General features: G+C 51.4%; 17 protein-coding genes. 8 read left to right on the forward strand and 9 right to left on the reverse strand.

Translation table 11 applies throughout. The features are described 5' to 3' along the window. Window positions 1-134: 134 nt before the first annotated feature. Entirely contained in the window at window positions 135-1,115 is a 981-nt protein-coding gene (accA, locus tag H6F80_RS18500) for an acetyl-CoA carboxylase carboxyl transferase subunit alpha (protein WP_190792999.1), read from the reverse strand. Between the two features lie 271 nt (window positions 1,116-1,386). On the opposite strand from accA, the gene H6F80_RS18505 reads away from it, so the two are divergent. The 3 genes from H6F80_RS18505 to H6F80_RS18515 all read left to right on the forward strand — a co-directional run bounded on the left by H6F80_RS18505 (window position 1,387) and on the right by H6F80_RS18515 (window position 3,454). Continuing rightward, window positions 1,387-2,238: an ABC transporter ATP-binding protein gene (locus H6F80_RS18505; protein WP_190793000.1), complete on the forward strand. Its 852-nt coding sequence runs from the start codon at window positions 1,387-1,389 to the stop codon at window positions 2,236-2,238. Between the two features lie 188 nt (window positions 2,239-2,426). After that, the gene (gene scpB, locus H6F80_RS18510; protein ID WP_190793001.1) at window positions 2,427-2,909 is read left to right on the forward strand and encodes an SMC-Scp complex subunit ScpB; all 483 of its coding nucleotides are present in this window, start codon (window positions 2,427-2,429) and stop codon (window positions 2,907-2,909) included. A 194-nt stretch (window positions 2,910-3,103) separates the two neighbouring features. Beyond that, window positions 3,104-3,454 (forward strand): DUF760 domain-containing protein, encoded by a 351-nt coding sequence (locus tag H6F80_RS18515; protein ID WP_190793002.1) that lies wholly within the window; start codon window positions 3,104-3,106, stop codon window positions 3,452-3,454. A 15-nt stretch (window positions 3,455-3,469) separates the two neighbouring features. Here the strand turns inward: H6F80_RS18515 and H6F80_RS18520 are convergent, their stop codons facing one another. Then, window positions 3,470-4,705: an HhoA/HhoB/HtrA family serine endopeptidase gene (locus H6F80_RS18520; protein ID WP_518523607.1), complete on the reverse strand. Its 1,236-nt coding sequence runs from the start codon at window positions 4,703-4,705 to the stop codon at window positions 3,470-3,472. A gap of 128 nt (window positions 4,706-4,833) precedes the next feature. Between H6F80_RS18520 and H6F80_RS18525 the strand changes: the two genes are divergently transcribed. Further along, entirely contained in the window at window positions 4,834-5,871 is a 1,038-nt protein-coding gene (locus tag H6F80_RS18525) for a peptidoglycan DD-metalloendopeptidase family protein (protein WP_347277898.1), read from the forward strand. Window positions 5,872-5,957: 86 nt separating this feature from the next. On the opposite strand, the gene H6F80_RS18530 is transcribed toward H6F80_RS18525, so the two are convergent. The 3 genes from H6F80_RS18530 to H6F80_RS18540 form a co-directional block, all read right to left on the reverse strand. Beyond that, window positions 5,958-6,311 carry a hypothetical protein gene (locus H6F80_RS18530; protein ID WP_199296670.1) on the reverse strand — a complete coding sequence of 118 codons (354 nt, stop codon included), beginning with the start codon at window positions 6,309-6,311 and terminating at the stop codon, window positions 5,958-5,960. A 451-nt stretch (window positions 6,312-6,762) separates the two neighbouring features. Then, the gene (locus tag H6F80_RS18535; RefSeq protein ID WP_190793003.1) at window positions 6,763-8,100 is read right to left on the reverse strand and encodes a dihydrolipoamide acetyltransferase family protein; all 1,338 of its coding nucleotides are present in this window, start codon (window positions 8,098-8,100) and stop codon (window positions 6,763-6,765) included. A gap of 2 nt (window positions 8,101-8,102) precedes the next feature. Then, a complete protein-coding gene (locus tag H6F80_RS18540) occupies window positions 8,103-8,552 on the reverse strand; it encodes a YlqD family protein (protein ID WP_190793004.1) in 450 nt (149 codons plus the stop codon). A gap of 876 nt (window positions 8,553-9,428) precedes the next feature. On the opposite strand from H6F80_RS18540, the gene H6F80_RS18545 reads away from it, so the two are divergent. After that, window positions 9,429-10,961 (forward strand): polysaccharide biosynthesis protein, encoded by a 1,533-nt coding sequence (locus H6F80_RS18545; protein ID WP_190793005.1) that lies wholly within the window; start codon window positions 9,429-9,431, stop codon window positions 10,959-10,961. Window positions 10,962-11,000: 39 nt separating this feature from the next. Here H6F80_RS18545 and H6F80_RS18550 read toward each other — a convergent pair whose 3' ends face one another. Next, a complete protein-coding gene (locus H6F80_RS18550; RefSeq protein WP_199296671.1) occupies window positions 11,001-12,968 on the reverse strand; it encodes an AMP-dependent synthetase/ligase in 1,968 nt (655 codons plus the stop codon). Window positions 12,969-13,178: 210 nt separating this feature from the next. Between H6F80_RS18550 and H6F80_RS18555 the strand changes: the two genes are divergently transcribed. Both H6F80_RS18555 and H6F80_RS18560 read left to right on the forward strand, forming a co-directional pair. Next, entirely contained in the window at window positions 13,179-13,463 is a 285-nt protein-coding gene (locus H6F80_RS18555) for a DUF427 domain-containing protein (protein WP_190793007.1), read from the forward strand. A gap of 272 nt (window positions 13,464-13,735) precedes the next feature. Then, window positions 13,736-14,251 carry a GNAT family N-acetyltransferase gene (locus H6F80_RS18560; RefSeq protein ID WP_190793008.1) on the forward strand — a complete coding sequence of 172 codons (516 nt, stop codon included), beginning with the start codon at window positions 13,736-13,738 and terminating at the stop codon, window positions 14,249-14,251. A gap of 146 nt (window positions 14,252-14,397) precedes the next feature. Here the strand turns inward: H6F80_RS18560 and rpe are convergent, their stop codons facing one another. The 3 genes from rpe to H6F80_RS18575 form a co-directional block, all read right to left on the reverse strand. Beyond that, window positions 14,398-15,102: a ribulose-phosphate 3-epimerase gene (gene rpe / locus H6F80_RS18565; RefSeq protein ID WP_190793009.1), complete on the reverse strand. Its 705-nt coding sequence runs from the start codon at window positions 15,100-15,102 to the stop codon at window positions 14,398-14,400. Window positions 15,103-15,514: 412 nt separating this feature from the next. Beyond that, window positions 15,515-16,054, reverse strand: coding sequence for a phycobiliprotein lyase (locus H6F80_RS18570; protein ID WP_190793010.1), 540 nt, complete (start codon window positions 16,052-16,054; stop codon window positions 15,515-15,517). Between the two features lie 320 nt (window positions 16,055-16,374). Further along, the gene (locus H6F80_RS18575; RefSeq protein WP_190793011.1) at window positions 16,375-16,845 is read right to left on the reverse strand and encodes a bis(5'-nucleosyl)-tetraphosphatase; all 471 of its coding nucleotides are present in this window, start codon (window positions 16,843-16,845) and stop codon (window positions 16,375-16,377) included. Between the two features lie 177 nt (window positions 16,846-17,022). On the opposite strand from H6F80_RS18575, the gene H6F80_RS18580 reads away from it, so the two are divergent. Beyond that, window positions 17,023-17,439, forward strand: coding sequence for an Npun_F0494 family protein (locus tag H6F80_RS18580; RefSeq protein ID WP_190793012.1), 417 nt, complete (start codon window positions 17,023-17,025; stop codon window positions 17,437-17,439). Window positions 17,440-17,620: the final 181 nt, after the last annotated feature.

Consider the following 17,620-nt stretch of genomic DNA (forward strand, 5'->3'; position numbering starts at 1 on the left):
AGTGCAATTCCAGGTCGAGCAACTTTCGTCCGATAAATTTCCTGATATGTTTCACAGTTTTGCCTCAGCTAAGTGCTAGAGCAAGGCTCAGGAATTGTGCTAATTCAGGTTGAGCATTGATCGCATTAGACAAATTAAGCCGATTCCTGAAATTGACCAATTTGGCGAAACTTTTGATAGCGGAGTTCACGTCGCTGATGCGGGGTCATTTGGCTTAGTGTTTGGAGATTATCCAGCAGAGCATGCTTCAGTGTGGCAGCGGCAGCAAGCGGGGCAGAATGCGCTCCCCCGATCGGTTCCGGCAAAATTACATCTAGAATGCCGAGTGCCTTCAGATCTGCTGCGGTAATCTTCAACGCTTCAGCTGCTTGGGGAGCTTTGCTGGCATCTTTCCAGAGAATCGCCGCGCAGGCTTCAGGACTGGCAACGGTATAGACCGAATGCTCAAACATCATGAGCCGATCGCCCACGCCAATGCCCAGCGCACCACCTGATCCGCCTTCGCCAATCACTGTACAAACGATCGGCACTTCCAGGCGAAACATTTCTCGCAAATTGACGGCGATCGCTTCTCCCTGTCCCAGCCGTTCCGCTTCTAAGCCTGCATAAGCTCCAGGCGTATCGATAAAAGTAATAATCGGCATTCCAAATCGATTGGCGTGATCCATCAGGCGCAGTGCTTTGCGGTAGCCGCCTGGAGACGCCATGCCAAAGTTGCGGCTGACGTTATCTTTGGTGTCACGCCCTTTCTGGTGTCCCAGCATCACTACCGGACGACCTTCTAAGCGAGCAATGCCGCCTACCAGTGCGCGATCGTCGCTGCCTGTGGTTCGATCGCCATGTAGCTCCATCCACTCATCGCTGATTGCCTGAATGTAGTCCAGCGTACTGGGACGACGGGGATGACGTGCCACCTGAAGCCGCTGGGCGGGAGTTAGACTGCTAAAAATTTCCTGCCGAAGCTGCACCGCTCGTGCCTCAAGCTGAAGAATCTGATCAGACACATCGACATCATTTTCTTCTGCCAGTTCCCGAATCTGGGCAATTCGTGCGTCCAGTTCTACCAGGGGCTTTTCAAAATCGAGCAGGATGGGTTTGCGATCGGTGCTGACCATGTGAGGGAGAGGGGTGAAGGGGTGGGAAGATAGGGGGGTGAGAGGATAAGGGGCACTCCAGGAGGGAGTGCTTGCTAGAGCTTAGGGGAAGTTTTGCTGGAAATCTCTAAACAATAGTTTACCTTACGGTTCGCACCCTTCACGGCTCCAGTTTCAGTCGTTTGCCTCATGGTTTATTCAAGCGGCGTAGCTCTTTGAAGGCGCGATCGTCCAAGTGTGTAAAGCTAATGGAACGATAAGATCAAAACTGTTCATTCCCGATGGTTCAATTATGACGGCGGCGGTTGCACTCCATAGTGTTTATAAGGTCTACAACAACGTTCAGGTGGTGAACGATTTGTCTTTGACGATCGCACCTGGCGAAATTTTCGGCTTGCTCGGCCCCAACGGAGCCGGGAAGTCCACGACGATTCGGATGCTGACCACCCTGACGCAGCCCACTCAAGGCGATATTGTGGTGGCGGGCTATGATGTGGTGCGGCAGCCCTTTGGCGTGAAGAAACAGATTGGCGTGGTGCTGCAACAGCTCAGCGTTGATCAAGATTTGACCGTCTGGGAAAACATGGAATTTCATGCGCGCATGCACCATTTGTCTCCGGCAAAACGCAGGCAGGAAATCAGCCGCTGGCTGGACTACGTGGAGTTAGCCGATCGCCGTGATGCGATGGTAAAAACGCTATCAGGTGGAATGAAGCGCAGACTGCAAATTGCCAGGGCACTGCTGCACGAGCCGCAAATTTTATTTCTGGATGAACCCACGGTTGGACTCGACCCGCAAACGCGCCGCCGTCTCTGGGAAATCATCAAAGGACTAAATCAGCAGGGCATGACAATGCTGCTCACCACGCACTATATGGAGGAAGTCGAGTATTTGTGCGATCGCATTGGCATTATGGACAGCGGCAAGCTGATCGAGCTGGGTACGTTAGAAGAACTGCGACAGCGACACGGGGAAGGACTGGTGATGAAGCAAAATGGCGATCGCTGGGACTATCAGTTTTTCCCGACGCTGGACGAAGCGAAAACTTATCTAGAACACCAGCCCGACAAAACAGGGATGATGATTCGCCCCTCTAACCTGGAAGACATCTTCGTCGAACTCACCGGACGCAATCTCGACTAATTCACCACTCAAAACACTAGCCATCCTCTCTATATCTTTTATCTTTTACCCTCCGAGTCAGTTTTGGTTAGGGCACAATTTCATTTGCTCATTTATCCCTTCACCCTTCCCCTTCCTATCCCCTCACTCACCCTCTTGCCAGAATCCGCTATACTCATCAGGCAAAATCTGTTTCTCCTTGCGCCAGAATGCCTCGCCTTGCTGCACAAATAGAAGCGATTCTCTACCTGAAAGCTCAACCCCTAACGATTGCCAAAATCGCAGAATATTCTGGGTGCGATCGAGCACAGATCCAGGAAGGCATGATTGAGCTAATGGCGGACTACGCCCATCGAGACAGTGCGCTGGAAGTGGTTGAAACGCCAGACGGATACTGTCTTCAGCTCCGGGAAGCTTATCAAGGTTTGGTGCAAACGCTGATTCCGGTTGATTTAGGGCGGGGGGCACTGCGAACCCTGGCGGCGATCGCCCTCAAAGGTTCTATCAGTCAGCCCGATTTGGTCGAACTGCGAGGTTCAGGTGCTTATCAGCACGTTCAGGAATTAGTGGAGCTGGGCTTTGTGCGGAAGCGGAGACAGTCCGACGGCAGATCTTATTGGCTTCAAGTCACGGACAAGTTTTATCAGTATTTTCAGGTCGACCAGTTGCCCCCGCTCTCCGACTCTCTTTGATTCTTGGCTCCCTCTGCTTCCGGCCCCTTCTGCTTCCGGCCCCTCTCCAGATCCGTATTTCTTCCGGCAGGACTTAGCAAATCGAAAATGCTACCTTAAGACTACTAGGCACAGGAGCAGGTAACAATGGCACAATAGATCGACAAGACCGCAATAAATGTTCAAACAGTTGTAACTTAAAATTGAGGCTTGCTATGGTGTTTAACCCTGACGATTTTGAGTTCTTCGGTAGTGATACTGGAGAGGGTCAGGCGAATCAACTGTTGAAGTACCTTCAGCACCAATCTCCTGAGGTTCTGGCGCGAGTCGCTCGATCGGTTAGCCCAGAAATTAAGCAGATTATTTCTCAAAACGTCCAGGGCTTAGTTGGCGTTCTGCCTTCGGAAGCCTTCAACGTGCAGGTCACAACCGATCGCGACAACCTCGCAGGTCTGCTGGCATCGGCAATGATGACTGGGTACTTCCTGCGGCGTATGGAACAGCGCATGGAGCTAGAAGCCAGCATCAAAGGCTCAATTTCGATGGGACTTGACCTCGAAGACTAAGGCAAGACCCAATTTTCATGGGTTCGGAAAGGCGATCGGGCGAACCTGAATAGTTTTTGTTTCATTGCCACGCTTGACCTCAACCGAGACAGAGCCGCCGACTTGACTGGTCTCGATTTGTTGCTGCACGTCTGAAGATGTGGCAACGGGTACATTGTTCACTTTAAGGATCACGTCGCCCGGACGGATTCCTGCTGTCTCAGCAGGGGCGCTTTTCACGACCTGAATAATCATAACGCCCTGCGTATCGCTAATTTTTAGATTGAGTTCTGGGTCTTCGTTAATCCGATCGCGTAGATCTGATGTGAGATCCACCATTTGAATCCCCAAATAGGGGTGCTGAGCCTGTCCTTTGTCAAATAGCTGCTGAGCAATGCGCCAGCCTGTTTCGATCGGAATTGCAAACCCCAAGCCCTGCGCGTTTGCTCGAATTGCAGTATTGATGCCAATTACTTCGCCGCGATCGTTGAGCAAGGGTCCGCCAGAATTACCCGGATTGATTGCCGCATCAGTCTGAATAAATCGAACGCGCCGATCGGGAATGCCCACTTGAGAACTCGATCGCCCCGTTGCGCTGATAATGCCTGCTGTCACCGTATTGTCTAAACCCAGCGGGTTGCCAATGGCGATCGCCCACTGTCCCGGAATCAGGGTTTCTGACTTGCCCAGCGTCACCGTAGGTAGGCTTGCCGCATTGATTTTAATGGCTGCAACGTCAGTGACCGGATCGATGCCCACCACTTTGCCGTCAAGCGTGCGTCCGTCTTTCAGAGTGACTTTTACGGTGCTTGCCCCTTCAACCACATGGGCATTGGTAATCACTCGCCCGTCTTGGCTGACGATAAAGCCCGACCCCGTGCCCTGTTCAATCCGATCCTGAGGCGGGATGGGAACGTCTTCGCCAAAGAATCGTTTGAAGAAGGGGTTTTGCAGCGCGTCAGGAAGCTGAGACTCGACCGATCGTTCAGAGTCAATCCGCACCACGGCAGGACCCACCTTTTGCACAGCATCGGCAATGAAGTTTTGATTGCTGCCAATCGGCAGGGGAACCTGAGCGACTGCCTGAGTTTCCTGAAACAGCACAGGGGAATGGGTTGGTGCTGGGGATGCAGTAGGTTCAGTCGGACGAGTGACCGATCGCATATAGTAGGCACTTGCCCAGCCTGCACTGCCCCCGATCGCCAGCAAGACGGCATAAAATCCCACGTTCTTCATTGACAAGCCCATATTTCGCTGTTTCGCAATCCGCACGGCTCATATTCTCCCCCAATACTAACCAGAATCGCTTGGGAATTGGTAATGGCAATTCAGCTAGCCGCAACCATAAGCAGAATTTGTCAGAATTGAGTCAAGCTTGTGTAGAAGGATAAGAAACTTTGGTGGGTGTCTTGTTTTTTAAGAATTGGTTGGCGATCGGGCTGCAATTCTCCTGGGACTGCGCCAAGCGATTACCCCTTAGGGGAACAGCGAAGCGACCGATTCCCTTGCGGGAGGAAGTGCTTTGCATCAGCTCGATCGGTATTTTTCTCACCGGGTGGCTCAGTGGGGGGGATACGTTAACTCAGCCTGTGAAAGCTCAAACCTTGACCGTTCCCACCCCTTCTGTTTCGACCTGTCCTGCCCCTGCCCTATCGCAGCTCAACCGCCATCGCATCCAGTCCGGCGAAACGCTAGAGAGCATTGCTGCCCGATATAACCTGATTCCGGCGACGCTGATCGGCTTTAATCCCCGCCTGCGGAGCGGCTCTGCCCCTGTTGGAACCGAAATTGTGATTCCGCCCTACAACGGTATTCGGGTTGATGTGCCTACCGGAACCAGCCTGCGGAACCTTGCCAGACGCTACAACGTGCGTCCGGATGTTTTGTTTGAAATTAATGGCTGCCAGACTGCTCCCAGGACTGTCTTTGTACCGGGGGTCAACTGGTCGCCTAATCCGGCTCCGACCACTGCCAATAGCCCGATCGATCGCTATCCTCTGCCATCGGTTGCGCCAATTTTGACTCGCTATGGGTGGCAGCTTAATCCGGCAAGCGGCAGGGTGGTATTTCAGAGCGGCGTGAATTTGGAAGCGGCAGTGGGGACCCCGGTTTATGCGGCAGGATCCGGGACGATCGCCTTTGCGGGAAATCAGGCAGGCTATGGAAATCTGGTGGTGATTAATCACAGCCAGGGACTTCAGACCCGATACGCTCATCTGCAAAGGATGAATGTGCGCGTTGGTCAGACGGTTCGCGTAGGTACGACGATCGGTACGGTGGGGTATTCGAGCGGTAGCTCAGTCGGCAATTCGGGAAGCAATTCGGGGCAAAGCCAACCTTACCTCACCTTTGAAGTGCGATCGAATTCTGATTTAGGCTGGGTGGCGCAGGATCCGGGAAACTATCTGCGGCAGTTGCGATCGGGCGGAAGACGGTAATCTTCTGTAAAAAATAAAGCGACAAATCAAAAAGTAAGGTGAGCAATGCCACCCTATCCTTAAAAGCGTCCAATTAAAGAATTTCGCTACTCACTGAACTGATACATGCCGCCATTTAGATCACACAAATTAACCGCAGCCTGTTCAATCGATTCGCCGTCCTCAAACACGCCCTCAATGTCGTATTCGCACTGAGTGCGATCGTCGGCGATCGTCACTATTATGCTTTTTCCTGACCCCAGGACATCAAGCCCCAGAATATCTTCCTCCCAGTTCTCCACATCGGTTGGAGACGCGTAAAATTCCATCAAGGTGTAGCTGGTAGCGTTGTTTAGCGTAAACTGCACGTCTTCTGCCAGAGCACTTTTGGCACCGATCGCCACCAAGGGCAGTGCAAAAACCATTGCAGCAATTGCCTGTATCTGAATTTTAGAAAGCACAGCAAATCTCCATTTGCTTAAAACGACTCTTGATTAGCTTTCCTCCAGGAGCGATTGGAGTCTGACGAAAACCGGATTCTCTCTACAAGTTCCAGGTAAAGTTTGAAACTTGAACTCTTGATCTGCTCAGCATATTTTCAGAAGAAACTTTTTTAGACCGCCTGCAAGAATGCTAGCTTTCCTTCTTGATCCCGCTCCCAGAACGATAGAGCAGCCTTGAGTTCCACGGACTTCTCGTCCTGCTCCCCTTTGCCTCCTCAATTCAATCGAGTGGGAGAAGAGGCTGCGGGATAGCGGAGGTCAGTTCAGGATGGCTACTTCGCTCTGCAATTTTTGCCGCAAAAAAGGGGCGGCTGCCCCTCGGTTTGTTATTGATTAACTGATTGTTCAATGATCTGCTGATTGATTGGTTAACCGATCGGTGTGACCGATTGCTAACCATTCGATCGTCCTACAGCGTCAACGACTGCGGATTAGTTTCGATTAGCTTTGCCAGGTCTTGCAGGAATGCGGCTGCGTGTGCGCCGTAGATAATCCGGTGATCACACGTTAGATTAACCTGCATTTGCGTCTTCATGCCAAATAGTCCATCCGATGTAGCGACCATTTGTGGACGAGAAGCCCCCACTGCCAAAATTGCTCCCTGTCCGGGTGGCAAGATGGCATCAAAGCGATCGACCCCAAACATCCCCAGATTAGAGATCGTGAAGCCGCCTGTGCTGTATTCGTCGGGCTGAAGCTGCTTTGAGCGCGAGCGATCGACCAGATCTTTCCACATCCGCGACAGCGAGTAGAGGTCAAGCTGATCGGCGTTTTGCAGCACGGGGGTAATCAGTCCACCATCGGCCATTGCCACTGCGATCGCGACGTTGATCGATGAGCGATAGTTGATACCCTGCTCGGTGTAAAAGGCAGTCATGATCGGGTGCTTTTGCAGCGTGACAGCAACCGCTTTTGCCAGCAGAGCCGTCATAGTAACGCCCTTCGATTTCACCTGCTTATAGAGCTTGTCTAAATTGTCTGTTGTGATGGTGTAGCCGACCCGGAAAACGGGCACTTGCAGGCTTGCCATCATGTTTCGCACCACAGCATTTTGCAGCGTGTTCAGCGGCACAACCTGGCCGGGCGCAGCAGGAGCGACAGGAGCGGGGGGCACGATCGAAGCTTTGGCGGCAGCGGGTGCGGGCGGAGCCATGGGTGCAGGAGCCACGGGTGCAGGAGCGACAGGTACAGGGGAAACTGGGGGAGCCGGAGGAACCGGAGCAGACGTTTTCCCGGCTGCCGCTTCGATATCTTCTGCCACAATCCGCCCATAGGGTCCGCTGCCTTGCAGTCCTGCCAGGTCGATCTTGAGTTCCTTGGCAAGTTTGCGGGCGCGGGGTGAGGCGATCGTGCGTCCGTTGCGGCTGGGCGTACCGTTGCCGTTTGCAGCTTCCAGCGGTGCAGGAGAAACTGCGGTTGCTGCTGCCATTTGCGCCGGAGCATCTGCCGTGGCTTCAGCCGGAGCAGCGTTTGCTGATCCTTGCTGTTTTGCCAGTTCGATTTCCGCTTCGGTTTCTGCAACCAGGGCGATCGCAGCTCCGACGGCGGCTGACTCTCCTGCCGGGACAACGATCGTAGCAAGGAAGCCCTCATAGAACGATTCCACGTCCATGTCTGCCTTATCTGACTCGACAATCACCACGGTTTCGCCTTTTTCGATCTTGTCGCCAGGGGATTTTACCCAGGACACAATCTTGCCTTCCGTCATCGTCGAACTGAGGGCAGGCATAAAAATTTCGTTAATCATGGCTATACGTCTCCGCGAATTTCCTCAACAATGCCGTCGCGCAGCAGCAGTTCAACCTGCATTTTGCGGATCAGGTTGTCGCCCGTTTCAACGCGGAAAAAGCCCTCAATTTGTCCGGTGCTGACTTCCTGATCCAGATCGAGCAATTGCACCTGCTGAAGTTGCTGCAAAATCTGGTTTTTCTTACCGAGCAGGTCGCTGCGCCGCTGATTGATTTGCACCTGCACGTTATTCACCTGCTGCACCACAACCGGGTCAGAAGGGTTAGTGCTTTGTCGCTGAATTTCACCGATCGTCCGCTGCCCGTCAATCTCCAATTGCTGAAGCTGACCATCTAGCTGATTGATCTGGGCTTGCAATTGCTGTTGGGTATCTTCCTTCCAGCGCGGCGTGACGACCACCTTCACATTAATAACTCGTTTTAGAAGCAGATGGGGTTTGGAGATTTCCATGAACGCAGGCTAGGAGAGTAGGTTTTTCAACAAGCTTTTACGCTAGAGCGGCTGTGCCGTCAGTCCTTCCTGTGACAACAGCCCATTGTTTATTTTCTATGAGAATGGACGCTTAGTGAAAACTTTGGGTAAAACCACCAAGCCGATCCTCTAGAAGCGCATCAATCAGGAGATGAATCACGTAATTTCTCAGGTACTTGTTGGTCAAGCCTGGTTGCCGCCGCCCGTCCTGAAAGCCCTGTCTCTTATTCTGCAATCTTAATTTTGCATTGTCCTCCACGAATGACAAGGAAGGAAGCAGGACACCGATGCGGCAGGACTTCCAGCTTGTTCTCTAGCAGAGGAACCACAAGAAGGATAAGTTTTCGTAAAGCTGTAGAAAACACCCAACCTGAATAATTTTTCAGACTGAAACCATTCCAAATTCTGATCTGCGTCCTGTTCTAAATTTCTAGTGTAAAATCGCACACCGAAGTCGTGAGACTACTGAAATCTTTTCTAGATGAGAGCTTCAAAAGGTTCTGCAGGAGCCATGAATTACGAGGGGCTGGGCTGCAACTGTACCTGAGCTGAATGAAATCTCGATGAAGTCTCTCGACAGAAAAATTTAGAACCAGATACAAAGGGGTTAGTGTTTCTTCGCTACGGCTTCACAGCAGGGTTAAGTCATTTACTAAGTATGACGTGACGTGCACTTTCAGTGATTTCAGCCGGACTGCTGATGAGGCTAGCGTTAACCCTAGCCTGGTTAAGAAGGCATTTACAACACCTCTTTGAGCTGAGAAAACAAGGCAGTCGGGAAAGTCTTAGCCATCAATATCACGACTAACTCTTAACTTTGCTTTAGTTCAGTGCAATCGCCCGGGAGCTTATGTTATGAACCACTCAATCAGCCCACTCAGCAAAGCCGCAATTATCTCAGCGATTCAAGAACTGGTGCCGCCCGGGTCGCCAGAGCCACAGGAGCCAGAAACGATCGCTACGCTACAAAGCCTAACTGCCCAGCTCATTAAGGCATACCAAGCCGATGGCATGCTGCAAGGTGATCCCTTTGCAGAAGTGTGGCAGCGCAACATTTATCTGTATGAGGCAGAAGTGCGCGAGCGGCTAACGAGAAAAACGGTGCTGGTGACGGGGGGTGAGGGATGTGTCGGTGGCGCGTTAATTCAAAAACTGACGGGCCTGGGTGCAAAAAAGATTATTTCTGTAGACCATGCTCGCAAGGCTAGATGCTTGGTCAGCACTGAGCCGGAGCACGCGATCGCCACTGAAGTTCCGGTGGTTTACTACGTGGCTGACATTCGCAACCTGATTGACTTAGAAGCAATTTTTGCAGCCGAGCGTCCTGAAGTGGTGTTTCACCTAGCGGCTCAGCGGCTTCCCTGGCTGGCAGAAAAGCAAATCCGTGAAACGGTGACGACAAATATTTGCGGTTCACAAAATATCATTCAGCTCTGTGAACGATATGGCGTTAAACACTGCATTTATTCTTCAACCGGGAAGGGATCGCGATATTACACGGCTGAAGTTTACGCCGCCACCAAAAAAATGACGGAGTGGCAGTTTGCTAAGGCATCGCGAGAAGGGCATACCTGCTACGGAATGGTGCGGTTTACCCATATGCTGGACAACAGCTCGTTCTGCGAGTACTTTGACCAGAAACTTCAGCAGGATGCAATTGTCAAAGTTCATGCGCCGCACCGCTATGTAGTTGGTCAGAATGTGGGTGAAGCAGTCCATCTGCTGTTGAACGCGCTTGCGCTATCGCAGCCCGATCGCCTGAAATTCTTCCTCTGTCGGAATCTGGGCTGGCCCGTCGAAACGCTCGAAGTTGCACTGCACAAAATTCTTCAGACGAGTCTTCAGTCTGGCAAAAAAATTCCGCTGTACTTTCAAGGGCTGGTCGCTGGATACGAAGAGCCGTTTTTTCGGGGTCAAGTAGATTGGAGCCAGCCTAGCGAGGTCAATACGCTGATCAATGTGATTGAGTGCCAATGGCGATCGATCGATGCCTCAGGCGACATGATTGTGTCAGAAATCGCTCCGTTTTCAGCTTCGATACTGGCAAAACATTTGCTGCTGCTGCGATCGCTAACAGACAATCTGGAAACCGCAGAAGCCGACCTGCGGCAAGGATTAGGCGACGCAATAAAAGCGATTGCCACTTCCACTTTCCAACAAGCTCCCCCTGCCCGATTGCTGAATATCTGGAAATGGGGCTTTGATCCCAGATATTGGTCGTCTGACAACAATCAAATCGATGCCTATCATCAAGACTTGCTCGATTTGCTGCTGAGCGGTCTGTTTCGACGACTCAACAAAATCGAAAATCTAACCCCCTGCGTTGATGCAATCACTCAATACATCGATCCTGAGGCACTCGAGCTGCCGTTTCGACTAGCTGCTTAGCCAATCAAGATACAGACCCACTGATGCCATGGGTGGCAATTAAACGAACATCTCGTCGATCGTCTTACGATAGCGATCGACCACCACGTTTCGGCGAATTTTGAGCGTTTGGGTTAGCATTCCGTTTTCGATCGTGAAAGGTTCCAACAGCAGGCGGAAGGGTCCGATGCGATCGTCTGCTCGATAGCCGGGGCGATTTTTGACTTCGCGGTTGAGTTCCTGCCGGAAGAGTTCCTGCACAGGTTTGCTGTCGAGATCGATTACCCCTTCTGGAGAGCTGTTTCGCATCGGTTCGCCTCCGCTTGTAGGGGATTCACTCGGAAGCTTGAGCGCGAGATTTTGATTGACTGCCCACAGATGCAGTGCGTCCAGGTTGGGCACGATCAGCGCACCCAGGACTTTTTGATCCTGTCCGACCAGCATCATCTGGTCGATATAAGGACTGCGAAGACAAACATCCTCGATCGGCTGTGGCTCAATATTCTCGCCGTTCGTGAGGACGATCGTATCTTTAGCGCGTCCGGTGATAATCAAATCGTCAAACTCTGTGACCACACCCAGATCGCCCGTGTCGAACCAGCCTTCTGAGTCGATCGCCTTTGCCGTTGCCTGGGGATTTTTGTAGTAGCCCTGCATCACCTGATGTCCACGAATGAGCACCAAGCCCTGTTGACCGATCGGCAGGATGTGGCGCGTTTCCGGATCAACAATGCGAGTTTCGGTATGGGGAAGCGGTTCTCCGTCTGCGCTGCGCAGATTGCGCCAGGGACGACGCACATGGGTAATCGGTGAAGTCTCCGTCAGCCCGTAGCCGCCCAGGATCGTAACGCCAATAATTTCGTAGAAGTCCTCCAGGTGTTCAGCGATCGATCCTCCGCCACTTACCAGGAAGTTGACTTCGCCACCCGTTGCCTCCCGAATTTTACGGTACACGAGTCGATCGCCTGCTTGATGCACGACCCAGAGAGCTGCCATTTGCAGTGAAGCTTTTAGCTTTTCTCCTATGGAAGGCTTCAGATTGTCGAGACACAAGCCCTGCACAAGGCGGCGGGCACGGATGAAGCGATCGCTTTTCTCCAGGAAAAACTTGACCAGATTTTGCTTTTTGATCGGCTGTTCGCGAAATTGCTTTTGCACGCCTTCGTAGATCGATTCCCACAGACGCGGTACCCCGACCATGTAATGGGGCTTCACATCTTTTAAGTCTTTTTTAACGGTGCGGATGCTGGTGTAGGTCTGAGTGCAGCCGTGAGACAGCACGAAATACTCAAAGGTGCGCTCGTAGCAGTGCCAGATCGGAAGAATGCTGAGGACTCGTTCGCCGGGTTGGGGCTGCGCGACCTGATAGGCTCCCATCACCTGCGACAAGAGATTGTGATGGCTGAGCATGACTCCCTTTGGCTGACCGGATGTGCCAGAGGTGTACATCAGGGTTGCCGTCATATCACGACTTAGGGCAACGGGCTGAAGCGGATGGGATTTGCCCATTTCGATCACTTCACTGAACGGAATCACCCGCAGATTTTCCAGCTCAAGCGTTTCGTCGGACAGCACAATCACAAACCGCAAAGGCAAATCTGGGAATCCTGCCGCAATTTTGCCTAGCGTCTCTTTGTCCTGCACGACCAGCGCAACGCTGTCGCTATGTTCCAGGATAAAAAGGAGTTCTTCGCGATCGGCTTGTGCCCCCCGAACGGCATTCACCACCCCTGCTAGCATCATGCCTTGATCAGCAACTAGCCAGCGTGGACTATTATCCGAGAACAGCGCGATATGATCGCGAGACTGAATTCCTAAAGACTGTAACCCTGCCGCAAACCACTGAATCTGCTGATACAGTTCCCCATAGGTTAACTCGATCGCAAGCTTGCCATGGGGATCTCGCAGTGCGATCGTTCGAGCAACATCGGGCGACTGGGTGACAATTGCCCAAATGTCAGGCAGAGCAGAAGCCTTGCTGTAGTCAAATCGGTCTTGAAATGTGGGTTGTATTGCAGCAGCTGTCATCGTCATCACCCTCCTGGGACATCGTTTCCCTAGCTTCTCTTTAATCTCCTATAATCGGCGAGAAATGTAGACAGAAACTCAGCTGCACATCAAGATTGACAATTGAGATGCCCCAGCAGCGCAATAGACTTGGCACAATAGATACAGCCAAAGCAATACATACAGCCAAAGCAATAACGGGAAAAGTTTGAGCGAAAGGAGTTTAAGATTATGCCCAAGGCAATTTGGAATGGTTCAGTTTTAGCGGAAAGCGATCGCTGCGAAAAGGTAGAAGGCAACTTTTACTTTCCACCCGACGCGATTAAGTCCGAATACTTCAAGTCGAGCAACACCCACACTACCTGTCCCTGGAAAGGCACTGCCAGCTATTACACGATCGAAGTAAACGGACAGGAAAACAAAGACGCTGCCTGGTACTACCCGCAAGCGAAGGATGCCGCAAAGAACATCGAGGGTTATGTGGCTTTTTGGCGCGGAGTCAAGGTCGAGGCATAGAGCCATCAGGACAAATAGAAGACGCAGGATGGGCTAGGCAAACTGTAGTAAATCTTTACTGAATTACACCGGCTCCGGTAGCCTTATCCTGTCTTCTATTCGCTTGCTATTTGCTTGAGAGACGGCAACATTGACCCTCGCTCTTAGATACCCTGCGAAAGCCAAAACACGGAACTATCGAGTTAATACTTTCGAGTTAATAATTGGCGTTTTGTGGAAAATCGTTCAATGCAATTGGTGCAGTAGCCTAGCAACGTGAGGAAGTCTGAGTGATGGATATCGAAATTGTTCCTTGCTCTGCTGAACACCTTGAGAAGCTGATTGAGGGGCCTGATGCGTTTCAAGCTGCTTACGGATTTCAGGTTGCCAATCGCTATTTACCTTTCGAGGGGGCACTTCAATACAGCCTTAACAGTATGCAGGCTTCAGAGATTTGGCATCCGTGGCTGCCGTATCTGCTTCTCTTTCAGCCTGAGCGGGTGTTAGTTGGGTTTGGCGGCTTTAAATCGGTTCCTGATGCTCACCGCACGGTTGAGATTGGCTACTCCGTTGCCCCAAGCTATCAGGGTAGAGGGTTTGCAACGTCTGCGGCGCGCCAACTTATTGAAATTGCGTTTGCCTCTGCTCTGGTTGACTGTGTTTGCGCTCATACCCTGGCAGAGCCTAATGCTTCAACAAGCGTATTAGAAAAGTGTGGAATGACCAAAGTTTCAGAGATTATCGATCCTGAGGACGGACCCTTATGGCGGTGGGAGATTCGCGAGAATAGTAATCCTGCTGCCCCTTGACTGTATGAAGCCGGGTTAAGCGGATGAGTTGAGACCGGATGGCGATTGGCAGGCATTGGATAAGGCGTTTCAACGGCTTGGTTGCGACACAAAAAAGGGCATAGCTAGCTACGCCCCAGATTATTTTATGAATTAACTTAGTAAGGCTAAGCCGTAACCAGTTCTGCTTGTGGACGCTTGCTGTTGCGAATCCCCTCGATCGCCTCAGCGTAGTCTTTTGCTCCGAATACCGCAGAACCCGCGACGATCGCATTGGCTCCGGCTTCTAGCACCTGCCAGGTATTGTTGCCTTTTAGACCACCATCGACTTCGATCCAGGGATTCAGGCCCCGCTCATCGCACATCTGACGCAACTTGCGGATTTTGGGCAGCACATCGGGAATAAAGCTTTGTCCGCCGAAGCCGGGGTTAACGCTCATGATCAGCACCAGGTCGCAAATTGGCAGCACATACTCGATCAGTTCGAGCGGCGTAGCGGGATTCAACACCACTCCGGCTTGCTTGCCCAGTTCGCGAATCTGACCCAGGGTGCGGTGCAGGTGGGGCGAAGCGTTGTGCTCGGCATGAACAGAGATGATGTCTGCGCCCGCTTTGGCAAAGTCAGCCACGTATTTTTCGGGTTCGACGATCATCAGGTGAACGTCCATCGGCTTTTGGGTGTAGGGGCGAATCGCTTCTACAATCAGGGGACCGATCGTGATATTTGGAACAAAGCGACCGTCCATTACATCGACGTGAATCCAGTCTGCGCCAGCGCGATCGACTGCCTGAATTTCTTCACCGAGCCGACTAAAATCTGCCGATAAAATCGAAGGGGCAATAACGGTTTGGCGGGGTGCGGTTTGGGTCATGGCTTGCTTTAGCTCTCTCCTGCGTCCGGTTTTGTACTCAGTTTAACAAAGCGTGTTCCCAGTCTTTTCATCTTTATTAAGTTGTTGAGGCATAAATTCATCACGGCTTCATCACATTCTGAGCCATGCAAAAGGCAAACTCGATCGAGGAAAGCGGTTCCGCGATCGAGCCTTAATCATCTGAGATGCACGTGAGTAGGCACGTAAAGAATAGGAATTCCATCAGCAGCCTTTCTTAGCAACCCTTCTTATGGAATGAGCAGGGTGCCCGACCGCTTCAGTTTCAGTAAGACGAATTCAGTAAGACGAAAGCTCTGTTATCGGGGTGAAGAAGAACGCCTGTGCCACAAAACGCCCATTGGCACTGGAACACTCAATCGATCGAATGTATCGTCCCTAGAATTTGTATTCCCTAACTGATGCGCTTTTCCAGATATTGACCGATCATCTGCTGCTCTCCCTCATGGGAAATGATCGTTTGGCGGGTGCGATACTGGCTGCCCACGAGTTTTAGCTCTTCCTCGAATTTGGAACCTTTGTATTCAGTGCGGAGGCAGAGCGTATTGGGGTTAATGAAGTGGTAGTCAGCAGTGACAGGCTTGGGGGTGGCAAAACCTCGATCGCGATACAGAATCGACCCGAGTGCGCCGAACAGCGTGTGACCTCTGGACTCTCTGCGCCCGTTGACTGAATTCGCTGCATCCCAGGAAACTTCTGCGCCGCAGATGAGGGCGGTTTCGTCGGCAAGCTGATGAAGCTGTGCAAGCTTTCGCAGTTCCGGGCAACCCTGCTCCAGAAAGCGAATTTGGATAATGCTGACCATTTCCTTCGTTTCTCCATCGGGCAAGGTGTAGTAGCGACGCTCCGATCGCCACTGTCCTACAGATTTGCTGAAAAACTCTGCAATCAGGGACTCGTTGATTGCCGATGAAGTCAGTAAGGAAGCAGTCACAGTATCACTCCTTGCAGCTTGAAATTAACCTGAGCCGGACGCGGGATGATGTAACACCCTTGTCACACTTCTTAATATAAATTAAGACAAGTTTACCTTGGTAGCTAGAAATACAAAATTCAACTCTGGGTAGGCAATGAGCATCAGCAAGCTTTTCAAAAACTCCCTAAATTGTGTTCGATCGCGCCCTAATCTAGAGGAGCCTGGTATGCCTGAATTTTTGCAGTCCTGTTTTTGCAGTCCTATTTTGGTTTTACCCGCTGGTTTTAGCAGCGACATCACTCTATGCGGGTATTCCTTTGGGGCATTAAATTCTTAGGTTAAATTCCACCGGTTTTTGCTGAATTTCTCCTGCTCAAATCAATCTGGCTTAAATACTGCTGCACCTGCTGGAGAATTTGCTTGCCCTGCTTAAACGACATTTGCTTAAGCGCGTCTTCGTAAGGAAGCCAGCAGTAGTTTTGAATTTCTTCCTGTTGGCGAATCACGGTCGTGGATTTTACCCAGGCGGGGAAATAGGTCACGGTTTTGTCGACTGGCTGTTTGTCCTTAAAAAAGCGGTACTGTTCTACAAACGAAACCGATTCGATCACTTCATAAGCCGAGATTCCTGTTTCTTCTTCAAACTCGCGGCGAGCAGCGGCGATCGCGGTTTCTTCGGCTTCGGCGTGTCCTTTTGGGAAACCCCAGTGTCCGCCCCAGTGCTGAATCAAGAGAAATTGGTAGCCGTCTGGCTGCGGCAAAATGGGGACAATTCCAAAGGCGGCATCGGTGTGGGGTATGTTGCTCATAAATTCAATCGGTGATGAACGAAGGGGATAAAAGAAGATTCTGTAAAGGGGTAATGCGTTAACTTTATTGTCGGTTTAGGGAAACATCATAAGATAGGAAAGGTCAGTAAATTTTGGGGTGCAGACGTTTCTACCGCCTCAATTCGTTAAGTTTTGACAGCGTTGACAGTAATTTTCATGACTTCGACCCGCCCCCACCCCTCTCAGCCGATTCAATATGCTTCGGCGACGATCGATCGTGCCGATCGTGCTTTGCGATGCTCTCCCTTCCGGCTCAAGCTGTTTGCCACTATGAAACATCAAAGTGTCGAACTGCGCGCTATTGCTGGACAATCAGGTGTTGAGCAAGGATACACCCGTCAGTCGATCGCTGAACTATCTGTCGAGAATAATTTGCTGTGGCTAATTCAGGTCGGGCTGCTGCGGCGCGAAGTAGATGGGCAAGGGTTAACCGATAGTTTTAGACTCACCCCACTCGGACATTTGCTGGCTGAAAAGTGGCAGGGTCAGGGTGAAATTGCGCCTGCAAGCGGGGGCGATCGATTTATGAATATGGCTCAACGCTGGCTCCACCTACCCGACTGGCTGCGTTAGATGTTTCGGTTCCCGATTTTTCAGGTCTAAGATTGAGGCGATCGAAAAAATCTTGATTCTGGCTCAGCTCTCAGTTTCGTCTGCTTCCATTACTTTCCCTTTTACTGCCGGAGGTTCTCCATGAAAGCAATTATGGTTGTCGGAACTACATCCCATGCCGGGAAATCTATGCTGACAACCG

This window comes from Leptolyngbya sp. FACHB-711, assembly GCF_014695615.1.
Lineage (GTDB): Bacteria > Cyanobacteriota > Cyanobacteriia > Elainellales > Elainellaceae > Leptolyngbya_A.